This is a genomic window from Algoriphagus locisalis (assembly GCF_900116615.1).
GTDB classification, from domain to species: domain Bacteria; phylum Bacteroidota; class Bacteroidia; order Cytophagales; family Cyclobacteriaceae; genus Algoriphagus; species Algoriphagus locisalis.
Map to the genome: position 1 here is coordinate 890,571 of NZ_FPBF01000001.1, position 16,902 is coordinate 907,472.

Genomic DNA, 16,902 nt, shown 5'->3' on the forward strand with positions numbered 1-16,902 from the left:
TATGGCAGAAATATTACCCTTGAAAGCTTGGCGATATGCCGAGTATTTAACTCCGAAAATGGAAGAATTGACGGCACCACTTTTTGATGTAGTCTCTCCCAAACAAAGGCAATTACTCTACGAAAACCCATTAAATAGCATCCATCTATCTGTTCCTCAAGGAGACGATCCTGCTCTAAATGCTTTAGAAACACTTAGGAAGTGGAAAGCTGATGGAATAATTCAACAGGATAAGAAACCAGGAATCTATGTGTATTACCAATATTTCCGGCTTCCTGGCGAACCCAATGAGCGCTGTAGAAAAGGCTTTATTGCTCAGATAAAAGCATATGACTGGAGTGAAGGAGTCATTTTGAGACATGAGAACACCATAGTCTCGGCAGTAAATGACAGGATTGATTTGTTGAAGAAAACCCAAATCCAAGCCAGCCCAACTCATGGCCTGTACGAAGATCCTGAAGAGCAACTGGAGAACTATATGGATGCTGCTATTTCCAATCCCTTGTATGAGTTGGAAGATTATCAAGGCGTGCGGGAGGCTATGGCAGTCATCCAAGATCCTGAGATTATCAAAATCTTTCTGAAAGTTCTGAAAAACAAACAGGTGATTTTGGCAGATGGACATCATAGGATTGAAGGCGCCATAGAATACAGGAAATCTATGCAAGGAGAGCTTCCTGATAAGAAATGGAAAGGCTTTGATTATCACCTGATGTATCTCACAAATACCAGTGGAAATCATTTGAAAATTCTACCAACACACCGACTATTTTATGGTTTAGAACTATCTCAAGCTGAATTTCTGGTAGAGATCAAAAAGTGGTTTGATGTGAAAAAATTTGCTGATCCAGAAGAATTAGGTGGGTATGCTTTTCATAAACCTCATACCTTTGGGCTTGTAATGGGAGAGGAGAGCTATACGCTTCAGCTGAAGGCTGGAAAGATCGACCAAATCAATTTGGATTTACCTGAAAGCATTAGACAATTGGATCTTTCTGTTCTTCATGAAGTAGTCTTTGCAAGGATATTAGGAATTCAGCCAAAGGATCAAAGAAACTCCGATCAGATTGTCTATGAGCGGAATTTCTCAAAATGCATACAGCAAGTTCGATCCAGCGAAGCAAGTTTTGCCATCATTACCAGAGAATTAGAGTTGGAGCAAGTGTTAGAAGTGTGCAGAAGTGGTGAAGTAATGCCACAGAAATCCACCTATTTCTATCCAAAAGCATTGGGCGGTTTGCTTTTCGCCAGTATAAAACAAGATGAATTTGAATTCGACTATGGGACCTTTATTGAGTAATCTGAAGGACAAAAAAATAATACTCGCCTCCAATTCCCCGAGGCGTCAGGAATTGCTGAAAGGGTTAGAAGTTGAATTTGAAGTACGGGTCAACTCGGTGGATGAGACTATTCCAAAGGATCTGCAGTCAGCCTATGTTGCTGCTTATCTTTCAAAATTGAAGTCAGAGTCTTTCGAAGGACAATTAGCTGCAAACGAGATTCTAATTACTTCAGATACGGTGGTCATTGAGAATGGACATGTCCTAGGCAAGCCTAATACTGAAGAAGAAGCTTTTGATATGCTGAAGAGCCTTTCGGGGTCCACCCATACGGTCATGACCGCGGTTACTTTCCGGGATAGTTCAAGGCAGATCACCCTGGAAGATGAGACTCTAGTGACGTTTAGATTTCTAGAAGAGGAGGAAATCTGGCATTACATTCACACATATAGCCCCATGGACAAAGCCGGTGCATACGGGATACAAGAGTGGATAGGATTTATGGGAGTGGAGAGAATCGAAGGCTCATACTATAATGTGATGGGCTTTCCGCTTCATTTGGTTTATGCCCAATTGAAAAAATGGTAAGGTGATCAGTAGTAAAGCAAAAAGCCCTGCGAATGTTAAATTCACAGGGCTTTTTGCTTGTAGTTTAATACGATCAAATATTAATCTACCTTAATTGCAGTGATTTTTCCTTCCACAGGTGCTACTTTTTCACCTTCTTTCAGGTCTTTGCTCACAATAAAATATGGACCTGATATAATTTGATCACCTTCAGCAAGTCCTTCCAAAACTTCTATATTCTGAAAGTCAGAAATCCCGGTTTTGATTTCTTTCAATTTGGCAACGCCACCTTCATTTACAAATACCAACTCTTTAAGTCTGGTAGTTCCTGCTCCTAACGTATCCAATTTATTTTCTCTAGTCGTTACAGCTGCTAATGGAACTGATAGTGCGTCACTTTTTGAATTGGTGATTATCTCTACAGAAGCTGTCATTCCAGGTCTGAAAGGATATTTCTTTCCTTCATCTACTAATTCCTGATAGGAATCGTTCAGAATTCTGATTTTCACTTTGAACTCAGTGACAGCATCTGCGGATGCTTTAGTATTTGCCGTGTTGGCGATACTTGTTACGATACCTTTGAAGGTTTTCCCAGTATAGGCGTAAGAATCCACATCAATAATAGTAGTATCGCCTAAGCTCAATCTTACGATATCATTTTCGTTCACATCTACACGAACTTCCATTTTGGATAGATCGGCGATGGTAAGCATTTCGGTACCTGCCATCTGTGCGGTACCCACTACTCGCTCTCCTTGCTCTACCAGTAGATTGGAAACTATCCCGTTTACAGGAGAGTAAACATTGGTCAATCGAAGATTCTCTGCTGCTTCATCCACTGATGCCTGTGAGCTTTTCACAACAAACTCAGCTGCACGCACATTTTGCTTTGCAGCTTCCAAGTCCTTTTGTGCCGTGGTATAATCTGCCTGAGCTTGCTCAAAATCCGCATCGGAAATAGCCTTTGTCTCATAAAGCGTTTTTTGTCTGTTGAAATTTAATTCCGCCTGCTTAAACTGAGCTTCAGATCGTTGAAGTGCAGCGCGTGATTGAGAAAGATTCGCTTCCTGCTGGCTGAAATTAGCCTTCGTTCTATCCAATGCGGAGATAAAATTATCCGGTCTTATTTTGACCAAGAGCATTCCAGATGCTACAGAGTCACCTTCTTTTACATTGAGGGAGATAATCTCACCTGCTACATCAGGACTCAAATTGACTTCTACTTCCGGTTGAATTTCACCTGAGGCGCTCACCTTTTCGACGATAGGGACTTTCTTCACAGTAGCTACTTCCACTTGTGTTTCTTTTTCTCCACCTACCCATCCGGCATTTCGGGCGATCACTGCAAAAATTATTAGAACTACGATCCCTCCTAGAAGGTAATACAATAGCTTATTTGATTTCTTATTGGCCATGGTTTAATTTAAATTAATAGGATTACCCAGGTAAAAATCAAGAACTTTTACTCTGAAAATATATGTGTACTTGTCGTAAACGAGTTGGGATTGAGCAGAAAACAAGTTGTTTTGGGCAACCTGAAAATCCACTGAATTGATAGCTCCCAAGTCAAATCGCTGCTGTGCTATACGGAAAGACTCTTCTAAACTTTCAATTCTCGTCAATGATGCCTGGTAAGATTGCTCAGAGGCAAGGGCATTGGTATAGGCAGTTTCTATGTCCTGGCGTAGTTGGTTTTTAGCTTCTAGCTCAGTGACCTCGGCCAGTCTTTTTTGAACATTTGCCCGCTGTACGTTGGCCTTATTGTTCATTCTAGAAAAGATCGGAATGCTTAATTGTAGTCCAGCTGCCTGAGAGAAATTCACATCAACTTGCTCGCTAAACTTCGCATCGTAAAGATCCACATAGTTAGTACCTAAGTTTCCAAACAGTGTAATGGAAGGGTAGTATCCTGCTTTTGCAATGTTAACCCCATACGCTGCACTTTCTACGCCAAGCGCAGCTGCTTTTATTTCAGGCATAGTCGCTAATGCAGTTTGAAAAATAGAAGCAGATGATTCTGATACCATAAAGGTGTCGTCAACACTGAGTTCTGGCTTTTCGATTTCAAAATCCGCTGTGTAAGGTACCTGAAGGGCTTGGGCTAGATTGAGCAATGAGCCATTCAAAGTCGCTTTGGCATTGATCAAATCCACATTGTTGGTGGCAAGTTGAGACTGTAGATCCAATTGGTCGGAATAGGGTAGTGACCCTGCATTCACCAGCTTGGTAGTTCGCTCCAACTGATCTTGTGTAGTCTTAAGTTGATTCTCAGCTATTTTCACCTGCTCCTGATTGAAAACCACATTCACATAGAAGTTGATGACATTCAAAGTAATGGTGTTTTTAGTCGCCTCTATGTTGTAATAGCCCTGCTCCAGTATTGTTTTAGTTTGCTTGACGGTATTGTTGATTCTTCCCGCATTAAAAACAGTCGCATTGGAAGAGGCATTCAAGTTGATGTTACCGATTCGTTGGGTTTCAAACAAGTTGGTAGCTGGGTTAATCGATCTACCCCAATTGAAATTAGTAGATCCACCGGCTGTGAGGCTAGGATATCTTGCTCCTTGATTTTGTAGGAGAGTCGCTTCGTTGGATTGTTGGTTTAGCTCGCTTCTTTTCAAGGTCAAATTGTTTTCCAAGGCTACTGTAACTGCCGTTTGCAAATCTATAGGATAGCTTGGAACGACGGGATCTTGAGCAAAAGTGGAAAAACAAATCCCTGATACCAGGGCCATGCCCAGTAGGATTTTTCTCATAGTGTAATTAAAGGTCAATGTCAGGTATATAAATTAGTTCAGTAATCCAGGATAATGATTTCAAATATTCCAAAGTTATTTTGTTCAAACCAGAGTCCATTTCTATTACATGGCAAGCTAGGTCATTCTTTCCTTTTCTTGAGACAGACATGGTAGCTATGTTTGCCTTTGACTGTGCGATCACGGAAGATATAAAAGCAATTGCTCCGGCGATATCTTCTGCTTTAATGATTAGCGTGTGATCTGCGGCTGAGAAATTTGCTACAAAACCATCCACCTCCGCTATGTTGATCAATCCACCACCTAAGCTTTCGCCAACAACTTCTACTGATTTGTCTCCTTTTTTCAGGTTCAGTTTGATCGTATTAGGATGATGGATAGAGGAATTCCCAATTGATTTGAATTTATAAGTTAAACCTTTTTCTTCAGCTATTTCCAGAGAGGTTTTGATGTTCGCATCATCGGTTTTGAAATCCATCAAGCCACCTATGATAGCCCTGTCACTGCCGTGTCCTTCATAAGTTCTGGCAAAGGAATTATAAAATGTAATGATGGCATCATCCGGCATTCCCCCCAAAACTCGTATGGCAGCTCTGGCAATTCGTACTACTCCCGCAGTATGTGAAGAGGATGGGCCGATCATTATTGGTCCAATCATATCAAAAACGCTACTTTTATTTGCCATCTGGATGTATTATTCCAATTTTGGTGCTAAGGTAAAATGCTTGGAAGTATTTCACACAAAAATTAATTTTTATTGTATAGAATGTACTTTAAGTGGACTTATGTTGACATAGTTTAACATACCATAACCTAAACAAAAACGCCATCTGACCGATAATGAACAGTTTTATGATCGAAAACGAAACAGTCTTTCAAAAATCACCTTCAAGTCCAACCTGGAGTTTGAAAGATACTATAGATATTCCTAATCGGGCAATGAACTTTGGAGATGGATTGTTTGAAACTATGGTTTGGGATCTAGCAGAAATCCGGTTTTTTGATAAGCATTTAAATAGACTAAAAGGAGGGATGCAGTTATTAAACCTACAGGAAGAAGACATTCATCCTGATGGGATACTTCATTTTCTGGCCAGTAATTTTCCAAACCAAAGAATGCGCGTAAGATGGAATGTTTACCGATCAGGTCAAGGTAAATATACTCCTGAGACTAATGAAGTGATTCAGACGCTTCAACTTTCTGAATTCAATCCTGCCTCACAAATCAAAAAGAAAGCAGCTTTTACGCAGAAAATTCAATTATTTCCCACCTCATGGTCTGCTTATAAGACCTTGAATGCATTGCCATATATTCTCGCCAATCAAGAAAGAAAGGCAAGAGGTTTAGATGAAATACTACTCCTTGATTCCAGAGGATTTATTTCCGAGGCTTCTGCTTCCAATATTTTCTGGGTGAAAGCTGGAATAGTCTATACTCCAGCTTTAAGTTGTAGTTGTATCAATGGTATCAGCCGCCAAGTGATTTTAGCTCATTTGGATGAAAAAAAAATCCCTTACTTTCTGGGGGAATTTGCGCCTTCAGAATTAGCTCATGCAGATCAGGTTTTTGTCAGTAACTGCACAGGAATCAGTTATTTACAATGCATCAACCAGAAAGAATATTCAACAGTACCCCTGATATTCCTAAACGATATATTCGAATGATTGTGATTTAAAGACTTTTTATGATTGCCATTATTTTGAAAATATTATCTTTATCGGCCTATTCTACTAAGATTAGTCTTTTACCCAAAAAACCTAACTTCCCAAACCTAACCTAATATTACATGCTCTTAGAACCTTTAGATTTAGCCGTCTTTATCGGCTATTGTTTGCTCATCGTCGGGATGGGTATTTTTGTATCACGTGAGAAGAAGGGCCACGTTAAAAACTCTTCGGATTATTTCCTTGCATCAAAAGCCCTCCCTTGGTGGGCAGTGGGAGCTTCCTTAATAGCCTCTAACATTTCAGCTGAACAGTTTATTGGTATGTCAGGCTCGGGTTTTGCCTTGGGTTTGGCTATTTCCACTTATGAATGGATGGCGGCAGTTACCCTTCTGGTAGTTGCGATTTTCTTCTTGCCTGTCTATATCAAAAAGGGGATTTATACCATGCCGGGTTTTTTGCTCGATCGTTATGATACGCGGGTAAGGACTACCATGGCCATCTTTTGGCTGCTTCTGTATGTTTTTGTCAACCTTACTTCAGTCTTGTATTTAGGTGCATTAAGCTTGAATACAATTCTAGATGTGCCTCTGGGCTATGGAATTTTTGGATTGGCGCTTTTCGCTATGATCTATTCTATCTATGGTGGTCTTAAAGCGGTCGCGTGGACAGATGTTATCCAAGTTGTATTCCTGATTGCCGGTGGTCTTGCGACTACTTACATCGCACTACAAATGGTAGGAAGCGGTGATGCCTGGGAAGGCCTGAGTTTGCTTCGCCAAAAAGTTCCTGGTCATTTTTCTATGATATTGAGTAAGGGAGAAATGATGATCCCTGATGGTGCTGGAGGAGAGCGTGATGCTTACTTAGACCTTCCGGGAATTTCAGTGTTGGTAGGTGGTATGTGGATCACCAACTTGAGTTATTGGGGATTCAACCAATACATCACGCAACGAGCACTGGCGGCTAAGAGTCTGGATGAAGCCCAGAAAGGAATGATTTTCGCAGGTTTCCTAAAGTTGCTTATGCCATTGATCGTGGTGATTCCGGGAATCGCAGCTTGGGTGATAGTGAAAGACGGAATCGATGTAGGTTTTATCGAGTCCATGAAAGATCCGGTTACAGGATTGGTGAAATCTGATAGAGCGTATCCTACCTTACTTCAATTACTACCCGTTGGATTGAAAGGTCTTGCTTTCGCAGCTTTGACAGCAGCTATCGTGTCATCGTTAGCTTCAATGGCCAACAGTACTTCTACGATTTTCACGATGGATATTTACAATAAATACATCAAGAAAGATGCTTCTGAAGCAAGCCAGGTAAAAGTAGGCCGTATCACAGCACTAGTAGCTTTTGGGGTAGCCTCCATTGTAGCTCCAGCTTTAGGAGCATTGGATCAGGCATTCCAATTTATTCAGGAATACACAGGATTCATTAGCCCTGGGGTATTTGCCATTTTCTTCTTTGGTGTATTCTGGAAGAAAACCACTTCAAATGCTGCCTTGACAGGTGCTGCTTTAAGTATTCCTCTATCGGTAGTATTGAAAGTTATTTTTCCAGCTTTGCCATTCTTGGATAGAATGGGCGTAGTTTTCTTGGTGTTAGCGGCACTTATGATTATCATAAGTTTGGTAGAAGGAAAAGGAAAAGATCATCCAAACAGTATTGAGATTAACAAAGAACTGTTTAAGACAAGTACCAAATTCAAAATTGGTGCTGTTTTGATTGCAGGAATTACTGCAGCTTTGTATATCGTATTCTGGTAAAACCTATTAAAATGAGAAGATTATTATTAGGAATTGACATTGGGAGCTCCTCTGTCAAGACCTCACTACTTGACGCAGATACGGGCAAGTCGATTTTATCCAAAGCATTTCCTGAGGAGGAGATGATCATTGAATCTCCCGAGAAAGGCTGGGCTGAACAAGACCCGGATACCTGGTGGAAGTACGTACAGCATTCCATTCGCTATTTGCTAAACAAAACAGCCGTAAAAAAGGGTGAATTAAAAGGTATTGGTATTGCCTACCAGATGCACGGACTTGTATTGGTGGATAAGGATCAAAATGTCCTCAGACCTTCGATCATCTGGTGTGATAGCAGAGCTGTAGGAATCGGCGAAAAAGCCTACAAAGAGCTAGGTGAAGAATACTGTCAGAAAAACCTTCTGAATTCTCCAGGGAATTTCACGGCATCGAAGCTTCGATGGGTTATAGAAAATGAACCAGCAATTGCAGCCAAAATCCATAAAATGATGCTTCCTGGCGATTTTATCGCAATGAGGTTAAGCGGCGAGATATGTACTTCTGAGACGGGCTTATCTGAAGGTATATTCTGGGATTTTCAGAAAAATGGCCTAAGCGATAAAGTTCTTGACAATTACCAGATCTCCAAGTCCTGGATTCCTGAAGTAGTCCCTTCTTATTCTATCCAGGGAAGAGTTTCTGCTTCCGCTTCGGATATAACCGGTTTAGAAGAAGGAGTTCCGATTTCTTACCGTGCTGGTGATCAGCCAAATAATGCTTTTTCCCTTCAAGTATTAAAACCAGGTGAACTGGCGACTACTGCAGGAACTTCTGGAACTGTGTATGGAGTAGCAGATAAGCCGCTTCATGATCCTTTGTCTAGAGTTAATACCTTTGTACATGTGAATCATTCCAAGGAAAACCCTTCTTATGGAGTATTACTCTGTGTGAATGGTACCGGGATTTTGAATAGCTGGCTGAAAAAAGTCATGGGTGCTGCTCATATAGAGTATGACGAAATGAATAACCTGGGAGGTTCCGCCCCAATCGGTTCTGATGGGCTTACGTTCATACCTTTCGGTAATGGTGCTGAGCGAATCATGCAAAATAGGCATGTAGGAGCACACCTGATGGGCTTGGATCTTTTAAAGCATGACAAGCGTCATATGATTCGTGCTGCGCAGGAAGGTATCGTTTCAGCACTTACCTTTGGGTTCCGAATTATGCAGGAAATGGGGCTTGATCTCAAAACTGTCAAAGCCGGAAAAGCAAATATGTTCCTTAGTCCTGTATTCAGAAAAACCTTTGTTCACATGAATAAGGTAGTTTTGGAGCTTTATGACACCGATGGTGCTCAGGGAGCTGCCAGAGGTGCAGGAATAGGCGCTGGTGTCTATGCAAATGAGGCTGAGGCATTTGCCGGACTTGAATTGCTGGAAACTATAGAACCAAATGAGCATTTCTTCGAACCATACGAAGAGGTGTATAACACTTGGAAGGGCCATTTAGAGTCAATCCAAAAATGAGTAACAAATTGAATTTCAAACCTATAAATACCTAATAAACCAAAGTAAAAATGTCAAAAACTTATTTCTCTTCAATCGATAAAATCCCTTTTGAGGGTAAGGAAAGCGATAATCCATTAGCATTTAGATTTTACGATGAGAATCGCATCATTGCAGGCAAAACAATGAAGGAGCACTTCAAATTTGCTATTGCTTACTGGCATTCCTTCTGCGGAACTGGTGGAGATCCATTTGGTCCAGGGACTATAGTTCATCCTTGGGATGCGGCAGCTGACCCAATCCAGAGAGCAAAGGACAAAATGGACGCAGCTTTCGAATTCATCACTAAAATCGGTGCGCCTTACTATTGCTTCCATGACATCGACTTGATCGACGAGGGACCAACATTGGCTGAGTACGAAAAAAGAATGCAAATCATCACTGAATATGCTAAGCAAAAGCAAGCAGAAACAGGTGTGAAATTGCTTTGGGGAACTGCAAACGTGTTTAGCAATCCCCGCTACATGAACGGTGCTTCTACCAACCCGGATTTCAATGTAGTTTCCTACGCTGGAGCTCAGGTGAAAAATGCAATCGACGCAACTATCGCTCTGGACGGTGAGAATTATGTGTTCTGGGGTGGTCGTGAAGGCTACATGTCTTTGTTAAATACTGACATGAAGCGTGAGACTGAGCACCTTGCACAATTCTTGACGGTGGCCCGTGATTATGGTAGAAAGAATGGTTTCAAAGGAACATTCTTCATCGAGCCTAAGCCAATGGAGCCTACGAAGCACCAGTATGATTATGATGCTGCTACAGTAATTGGATTCTTGAGACAGCATGGCCTGGACAAGGATTTCAAATTGAACATCGAAGTAAACCACGCTACGCTAGCAGGACACACCTTCCAGCATGAGCTTCAGGTTTGTGCGGATGCAGGAATGCTAGGAAGCATCGACGCCAACAGAGGTGACTACCAAAACGGATGGGATACGGATCAGTTTGCAATGAACTTGCAGGAAATGACAGAAGCCATGTTGGTGATATTGACATCAGCAGGTATCCAAGGCGGAGGAGTTAACTTTGATGCTAAAATCAGAAGAAACTCAACTGACATGGATGACCTTTTCTTGGCTCACATCGGAAGTATGGATGCATTTGCCAGAGGCATGTTGATCGCTCAGGATATCTTGGACAAATCCGACTACCTGGAAAGAAGAAAGAACCGTTATGCCAGCTTTGATTCTGGAAAAGGTAAGTCTTTCGAAACTGGTAATTTCACCCTTGAAGACTTGAGAAACTACGCTGCTGAAGTAGGAGAGCCTATTCAGACAAGTGGTAAGCAAGAATACTTCGAGAATCTATTGAATAGATTTATCTAAGTATCTTTTATAAATAATTCTTGAAAGTCCGGTTGATTTACTTCAATCGGACTTTTTTGATGAAAAAAAGTAAACCTGTTTTGCGAATTTTAGTTTGTAAAATAAGTTTTTACCTATAAATCTCATAATTTGCCCTTCCTAGATTATCGTGTATGAGAGGATTTGTGGTTTTTGGAATAGTTTGTTTACTCAGCCTTTGCGTAGCTCCTGCGTCTGCTCAGGATGAGGTGGAAAAGCTAGTGTTTCGAAACCTGGATGAAAGTCTGGGTTTGTCCAATTCCAATATCCTCAGCATCATCAGAGATGCAGATGGTATGATGTGGTATGGAACCGCTTATGGTTTATACCGATATGAAGGTACCCGCACGAAGGTTTTTTTGAATACGAAAGATTCTACCTCCATTTCCCATAACAATATTTTAAGGATGTTTGTAGGTCCTGAGAATAAGCTGTGGATCAAGAATGTAAATGGGATTTTTGACATTTATAATCCAGAAACTGAGCAGTTTTCCCGGGGAGATAAGGTTTTTTCATCTACCTATCATCTAGCATCAGATTCGGTAGGCATGCTGATGAAAGATCGCCAAAACCGATACTGGTTTACACATCCTTCCAAAGGAATCAGTATTTATAATGAGGACTTAGGAAATACTATTTATGTACAACACACAAATGAAATAGGCAGTCTTTCCTCAAACCAAATAGCTGCAATAGGAGAGGCTCCTGATGGCCTTGTGTGGGTAGTACATACTTCTGGCGAGATAGATTTGCTGGATCCCAACAGACTCATCGTCACTAAGACACTTAGACTTCCCAAGGGAGAGATTCCTGAGCAAGCCAATTATGAACTGATGATAGACTCAGATGGAGATGCTTGGATTTATGACCCTGATCGGGATTTGGGCGTTTTTAGAGTGGATGGCTTTACCCATGAGGCTAAGGCAAATCAGGAGGAAAGAGGTCAGTATCGCCTTAACAACAACATGGTGAAATCTGTGGTTGAAGCCAAAACAGGTCAGGTTTGGCTAGGTACAGATCATGGAGGTATCAATGTGATTGATAAAAACAGAGAAACCATAACCTATCTGACCGCTGAGAATTCCCAAGACAATGCGATGCCTCACAATGTGATCTACTCTTTATACAAGGATAACGAGGATATCATTTGGGTAGGAACTCATAAAAAAGGCGTGGCTTTCTACCACCAAGGTCTCCTGCGCTTTTCGCATGTACGCAAAAATTTCACAGATAAGAATTCCCTGCCATTTAATGATGTAAACGCTTTTGCCGAGGATAGCCTGGGCAATTTGTACATAGGAACAAATGGCGGAGGACTCTACTATCATGACAGGAAGTCAAATACCTATACGCATTTTAAGCACAACCCAGAATCAAAAAATAGCCTGATAGGTGACGTCATTGTTGACTTGATGATAGATAAATCAGGTATTCTTTGGATAGGTACCTATTTGAATGGCTTAGGAAGCTATGATGGAAAGCAGTTCAAAAACTATGAATATCAACCTGGTAATGAAAAAGGTCTCCCTGGTCCGAGTATTTGGAAACTTTTTGAAGACAGTACGGGCAAGATCTGGATAGGAACGCTTCGCTCTGGGATTTCCATGCTGGATGAAGAGCGTAAGGTTTTTCACAACTACCCAGCTGGCAGTGAACCCTTCTATACCAATAATCAATACATCACAGGTTTTGCAGAAGATAAAGATGGGAATATCTGGGTGTCTGGTGGAAGTGGCATTAACATGCTAAACTACGAAACAGGAAAAAATGCATTTTACTCAGATACGCAAGGCAATGGCTTAGTTGATTCTAATACCACTGATTTATTTACGGATAATGAAGGCGTTTTATGGGTTACCAGCATGAGCGGCCTTTATTATTTTAATACAGTGGATAGCTCATTTGTTCATTATGGGGAGGAGGATGGCTTACCCACTTCTTATCTTGTAGATTTACTGGAGGACGAAAACAATAACCTCTGGATCAGCACGCAGATGGGGTTGGTCTTTGCTGAGATCAATAGAAACGTAAAGCCCTATGCTATTACCTTTCAGAACTTTGACCAGAAAGATGGTCTCCAGGCAGCTTTGTTCAATAAAAATGCTGCGCTAAAAACGAGTAAGAATGAGTTTATTTTTGGGGGACCAAATGGCTACAATATTTTCAAATCTGAGAATTTTGCTTTCGAAAGAAACAATCCTCCTGTTGTTTTTACAGATTTCCAACTCTTCAATGAAGAAGTCAAAGTAGGAGAGGTACTGAGCAACCGAGTTCTTTTACCAAAATCCCTTGAGAATATGGACAAGTTGGTGCTCAGGCATGACGAGAATATATTTTCTATAGGATTTAGTGCGTTGAATTTTCTCTATCCGGAAAAAAACAAGTACCGCTACAAGTTGCTGGGTTTCAATGACGACTGGATATACCTAAACGATGACTTAGCTAAAGTGACCTTCACCAACCTCGATCCTGGAAATTACACTTTGGTCGTGCAGCCAGGTACTGTTTTGGATGGCTGGAGCTTATATGAATACCAGTTGGATATCAAAATTCTAGCTCCATTCTGGAAGACTCCGATTGCCTATTTTCTGTATCTTATCTTGGTAGTAGCGATCATTTTCTACTTTAGAAATCAACTGCTAACCAGACAGCAGGAGAAATTCGATAAAGAGCAAGCCTTGCGCGAATCCAAGCGCGTTCAGGAGTTGGATAGATTGAAAACCAAATTTTTTACCAATCTCAGCCATGAGTTTAGAACTCCTCTGTCCCTCATTCTCACACCGACAGAGCATCTTATATCAGGAACAGAAAATGCTGGATTGCTTAGTCAGTATAAGATCATTCAGCGAAATGCCAGACGCCTCCTGAAGTTGATCAATCAGCTATTGGATGTGAAAAATGTAGAAAAAGGAGGGTTGGTATTCCATCCTTCCGAAGGGGATGTGGTGCAATTCATTAAAGAATGTGTGGCTGATTTTCATGAACTCTCTGAAAATAAACACATCCATCTGAGTTTTGAAACAAACACTAACGGGCAGCAGGCTATTTTTGATCCGGATAAGCTGGAGAAGATCATTTTTAATTTGCTCTCAAATGCCTTCAAATTCACTCCTGAGGATGGTGCGATTACCGTAACGCTAGAGCTGCAGCAGGAAAATGAAGAATTGGCAATTTTGAATCTTTCTGTCTCAGACACTGGTATTGGTATTCCTAAAGAAGATCAGCCTAAGATATTTGAAAGATTCTATACCACAGAAGGGCACAAGCAACAGCTTAATCAGGGAAGTGGAATCGGTCTTTCCTTGGTGCAGGATTTTGCAAGGACCATGAATGGGGAAATCTTTGTGGAGAGTGAGCCAGGACTTGGTTCTGTCTTTACGCTGACTATTCCGGTCAACCTGATCATTCAGGAGAATTGGGATGAAGCCGAAGAAACGGTTTTGGAAGGAGCCAATCAAAAAGAGTTGATCTTGATCGCTGAAGATCATGTGGAGTTTAGAAATTACCTCAAAGACTGTCTCTCCGAAACGTACCAGGTTCTCACGGCTACCAATGGCGCACAAGGATGGGATTTGGCTCAGCAGCACATTCCTGATCTGATCATTTCTGATGTCATGATGCCACAGATGGACGGCACGGAATTTTGCCAAAAAGTAAAAACAGACATCAAAACTTCCCACATCCCGGTTATTTTGCTCACCGCCAAAAAATCTGAGGAAACCATGGTTCAGGGGTTGGACAGTGGCTGTAATTTATACCTGACCAAGCCATTCAATCTGGAGATTTTGCAACTTAGCATCAAGAACCTGCTGCGCGAGCGCAACTTAGTGCAGGAGCAAAACCGGAACAAAATCCAGATCAATGCTTCAGAGGTCAACGTGACTTCCCTTGATGATCAATTGATCCAGAAGGCTGTGGCTTTGGTAGAAAAGTACATGGAGGATCCGCAGTTGTCTGTGGAATTCTTGAGCAAAGAATTAGGAATGAGTCGGGTTCACTTGTACAAAAAGCTGCAATCAATCACTGGAAAAAGCCCAATTGAGTTTATCAGATTGATCCGTCTGAAGCGGGCATCTCAGCTTTTGGCAAAGAGCCAGCTCAATGTTTCTGAAATCGCTTACATGGTCGGATACAATAACGCCAAATATTTTGCGAAGCACTTCAAAGCAGAATTCAATACACTTCCTTCTGAGTATGCTGCTAAGCAACAAGAAGTAGCCACAGAGTAGTGTAAAAAGTTGACCCATCGCTACTTTTTGATGACTTATGTCTAAAAAAAGTTGACCTATCGCTACTTTTTGATGACCTATGTCTAGAAAAAGTTGACCCATCGCTACTTTTTGATGACCTATGTCTAGAAAAAGTTGACCAATCGCTACTTTTTGATGACTTATGTCTAGAAAAAGTTGACCTATCGCTACTTTTTGTTGATCTATATCTAGAAAAAGTTGACCCATCGCTACTTTTTGTTGATCTAATTCGTGAAAAAGATGACTTAGATCTATTTTTTGTTGAGCTAGATCAAGAATGAGCTTGCTTTCATAGCACAGTTAACGATCATTACCCTAATCCGAAACAATCGATACCCAAGTTTGATATTATGTTGGTGTATAATTGATGACTCAATTAACAAACCCAACTAATGAAAAAAATACTAATCCTGGTAGGATTGATTTTGTCTTCCTGCTCAGAAGCTTCAATTCCTGATCCCGCCCCGCCAATAATTACCCCAGAACCAGCTGGTGAAGTCCAATACTTTGGGCAGCTCAAAGTAGCAGATGGCAAATTGACTGATAGTGAAGGAGAACCTGTAATTCTCCGAGGAGTTAGCTTCGGGTGGCATAATTGGTGGCCTCGATTTTATAACACCTCAGCAGTGAAATTTTTAAAGAGTGACTGGAACGCCAACTTGGTTCGCGCAGCTATGGGAGTGGGTCCCGAAGGAGCCTATTTAGATAATCCCGAGTTTGCACTTCAAAAAATCAAAGCAGTAGTCGAGGCAGCCATTGCCGAGGACATGTATGTGATTATTGATTGGCACAGTCATGAACTTTATCCTGAGGATGCGAAAGCCTTTTTTATCGAGATGGCTCAAACTTACGGTGACAATCCGCATGTTATTTATGAGCTGTTCAATGAGCCAGACTACGAAACCTGGGAAGAAGTGAAAGCCTACAGCGAGGAGATCATCGCAGAAATCAGGAAGTATGATCCAGACAATTTGATTTTGGTGGGTTCACCTACCTGGAGTCAGGATATTCATTTGGTAGCGCAAAATCCCATTTTGAATCAGGAGAACATCATGTATGTCTTGCATTTCTACGCAGCCACTCACAAAGATTATTTAAGAGAAAGGGCGGAGAAAGCAGTATTGGAAGGCTTACCGATTTTTGTTACCGAATGTGCAGGGATGGAAGCTACCGGTGATGGACCTATCGACACAGCTTCCTGGAATGCATGGCTAAGCTGGATGGAGTCTCGAAAGATTTCTTTTGCTACCTGGTCGATCGCAGACAAAGATGAGACCTGTTCTATGCTTTTGCCAGCGGCATCCTCTGATGGGAACTGGACCGAGTCGCAGATTAAACCTTGGGGAGCGGCTGTGAAAAAAGCCCTGGAAAAAAATTTAGAATAGTATCCAACAGGAAATTTGAAAAATATTTCTCTCTATTTTAAGTTTTTTTCATCAAATCAGATGAATAAAAAAACGCTAAAACACTCAATTTCAATCGTTTTCGTAGGGGTTAACATTTGATACCCCTAATAAAAACATTTGGATACCTTCCGGCGGAAATACTAAAACTACATTTATTCGGATCAAAAGCATAAACCCAAAAACCTGATCTAATTTCTCTTCAATTGAATTTCGTAAAATTCAATTCTCACTGAATATGAAAGTTCAGTGTTAGGAGTTTTCCTCAGTTTTTGGTGTTTGTCTCAGCGATTTTTAACCAAAACAAAAACTGAATGAAACACATCCA

Annotated in this window: 11 protein-coding genes; 8 read left to right on the top strand and 3 right to left on the bottom strand. The window is 41.1% G+C overall.

What is annotated here, in order from left to right; translation table 11 throughout:
* Position 1 precedes the first annotated feature (1 nt).
* Both BM386_RS03895 and BM386_RS03900 read left to right on the top strand, forming a co-directional pair.
* Positions 2-1,300: a DUF1015 domain-containing protein gene (locus tag BM386_RS03895; protein WP_091691724.1), complete on the top strand. Its 1,299-nt coding sequence runs from the start codon at positions 2-4 to the stop codon at positions 1,298-1,300.
* Entirely contained in the window at positions 1,281-1,868 is a 588-nt protein-coding gene (locus tag BM386_RS03900; RefSeq protein ID WP_091691725.1) for a Maf family nucleotide pyrophosphatase, read from the top strand. The genes BM386_RS03895 and BM386_RS03900 overlap by 20 nt, the downstream gene beginning before the upstream one ends.
* A gap of 80 nt (positions 1,869-1,948) precedes the next feature.
* Here BM386_RS03900 and BM386_RS03905 read toward each other — a convergent pair whose 3' ends face one another.
* Genes BM386_RS03905 through sdaAB form a run of 3 tightly spaced genes read right to left on the bottom strand, consistent with a single transcriptional unit; the run spans position 1,949 to position 5,288 of the window.
* Positions 1,949-3,262 carry an efflux RND transporter periplasmic adaptor subunit gene (locus BM386_RS03905; protein WP_091691726.1) on the bottom strand — a complete coding sequence of 438 codons (1,314 nt, stop codon included), beginning with the start codon at positions 3,260-3,262 and terminating at the stop codon, positions 1,949-1,951.
* A 3-nt stretch (positions 3,263-3,265) separates the two neighbouring features.
* On the bottom strand, positions 3,266-4,603 hold the full coding sequence (locus BM386_RS03910; protein ID WP_091691727.1) for a TolC family protein: 1,338 nt from the start codon (positions 4,601-4,603) through the stop codon (positions 3,266-3,268).
* Between the two features lie 7 nt (positions 4,604-4,610).
* Positions 4,611-5,288: an L-serine ammonia-lyase, iron-sulfur-dependent subunit beta gene (gene sdaAB, locus BM386_RS03915; protein WP_091691728.1), complete on the bottom strand. Its 678-nt coding sequence runs from the start codon at positions 5,286-5,288 to the stop codon at positions 4,611-4,613.
* Positions 5,289-5,443: 155 nt separating this feature from the next.
* Here sdaAB and BM386_RS03920 point away from each other — a divergent pair, with 155 nt between their 5' ends.
* The 6 genes from BM386_RS03920 to BM386_RS03945 all read left to right on the top strand — a co-directional run bounded on the left by BM386_RS03920 (position 5,444) and on the right by BM386_RS03945 (position 16,556).
* Positions 5,444-6,268: an aminotransferase class IV gene (locus BM386_RS03920; protein WP_244545452.1), complete on the top strand. Its 825-nt coding sequence runs from the start codon at positions 5,444-5,446 to the stop codon at positions 6,266-6,268.
* A 122-nt stretch (positions 6,269-6,390) separates the two neighbouring features.
* Positions 6,391-8,034 (top strand): sodium/sugar symporter, encoded by a 1,644-nt coding sequence (locus BM386_RS03925; protein WP_091691729.1) that lies wholly within the window; start codon positions 6,391-6,393, stop codon positions 8,032-8,034.
* A gap of 11 nt (positions 8,035-8,045) precedes the next feature.
* Positions 8,046-9,539 carry a xylulokinase gene (locus BM386_RS03930; RefSeq protein WP_091691730.1) on the top strand — a complete coding sequence of 498 codons (1,494 nt, stop codon included), beginning with the start codon at positions 8,046-8,048 and terminating at the stop codon, positions 9,537-9,539.
* 50 nt (positions 9,540-9,589) lie between these two features.
* Positions 9,590-10,903, top strand: a complete 1,314-nt coding sequence (gene xylA / locus BM386_RS03935) for a xylose isomerase (protein WP_091691731.1) — start codon at positions 9,590-9,592, stop codon at positions 10,901-10,903.
* Positions 10,904-11,055: 152 nt separating this feature from the next.
* Positions 11,056-15,150, top strand: a complete 4,095-nt coding sequence (locus BM386_RS03940; protein WP_091691732.1) for a hybrid sensor histidine kinase/response regulator transcription factor — start codon at positions 11,056-11,058, stop codon at positions 15,148-15,150.
* Positions 15,151-15,563: 413 nt separating this feature from the next.
* On the top strand, positions 15,564-16,556 hold the full coding sequence (locus tag BM386_RS03945) for a glycoside hydrolase family 5 protein (RefSeq protein ID WP_091691733.1): 993 nt from the start codon (positions 15,564-15,566) through the stop codon (positions 16,554-16,556).
* Positions 16,557-16,902: the final 346 nt, after the last annotated feature.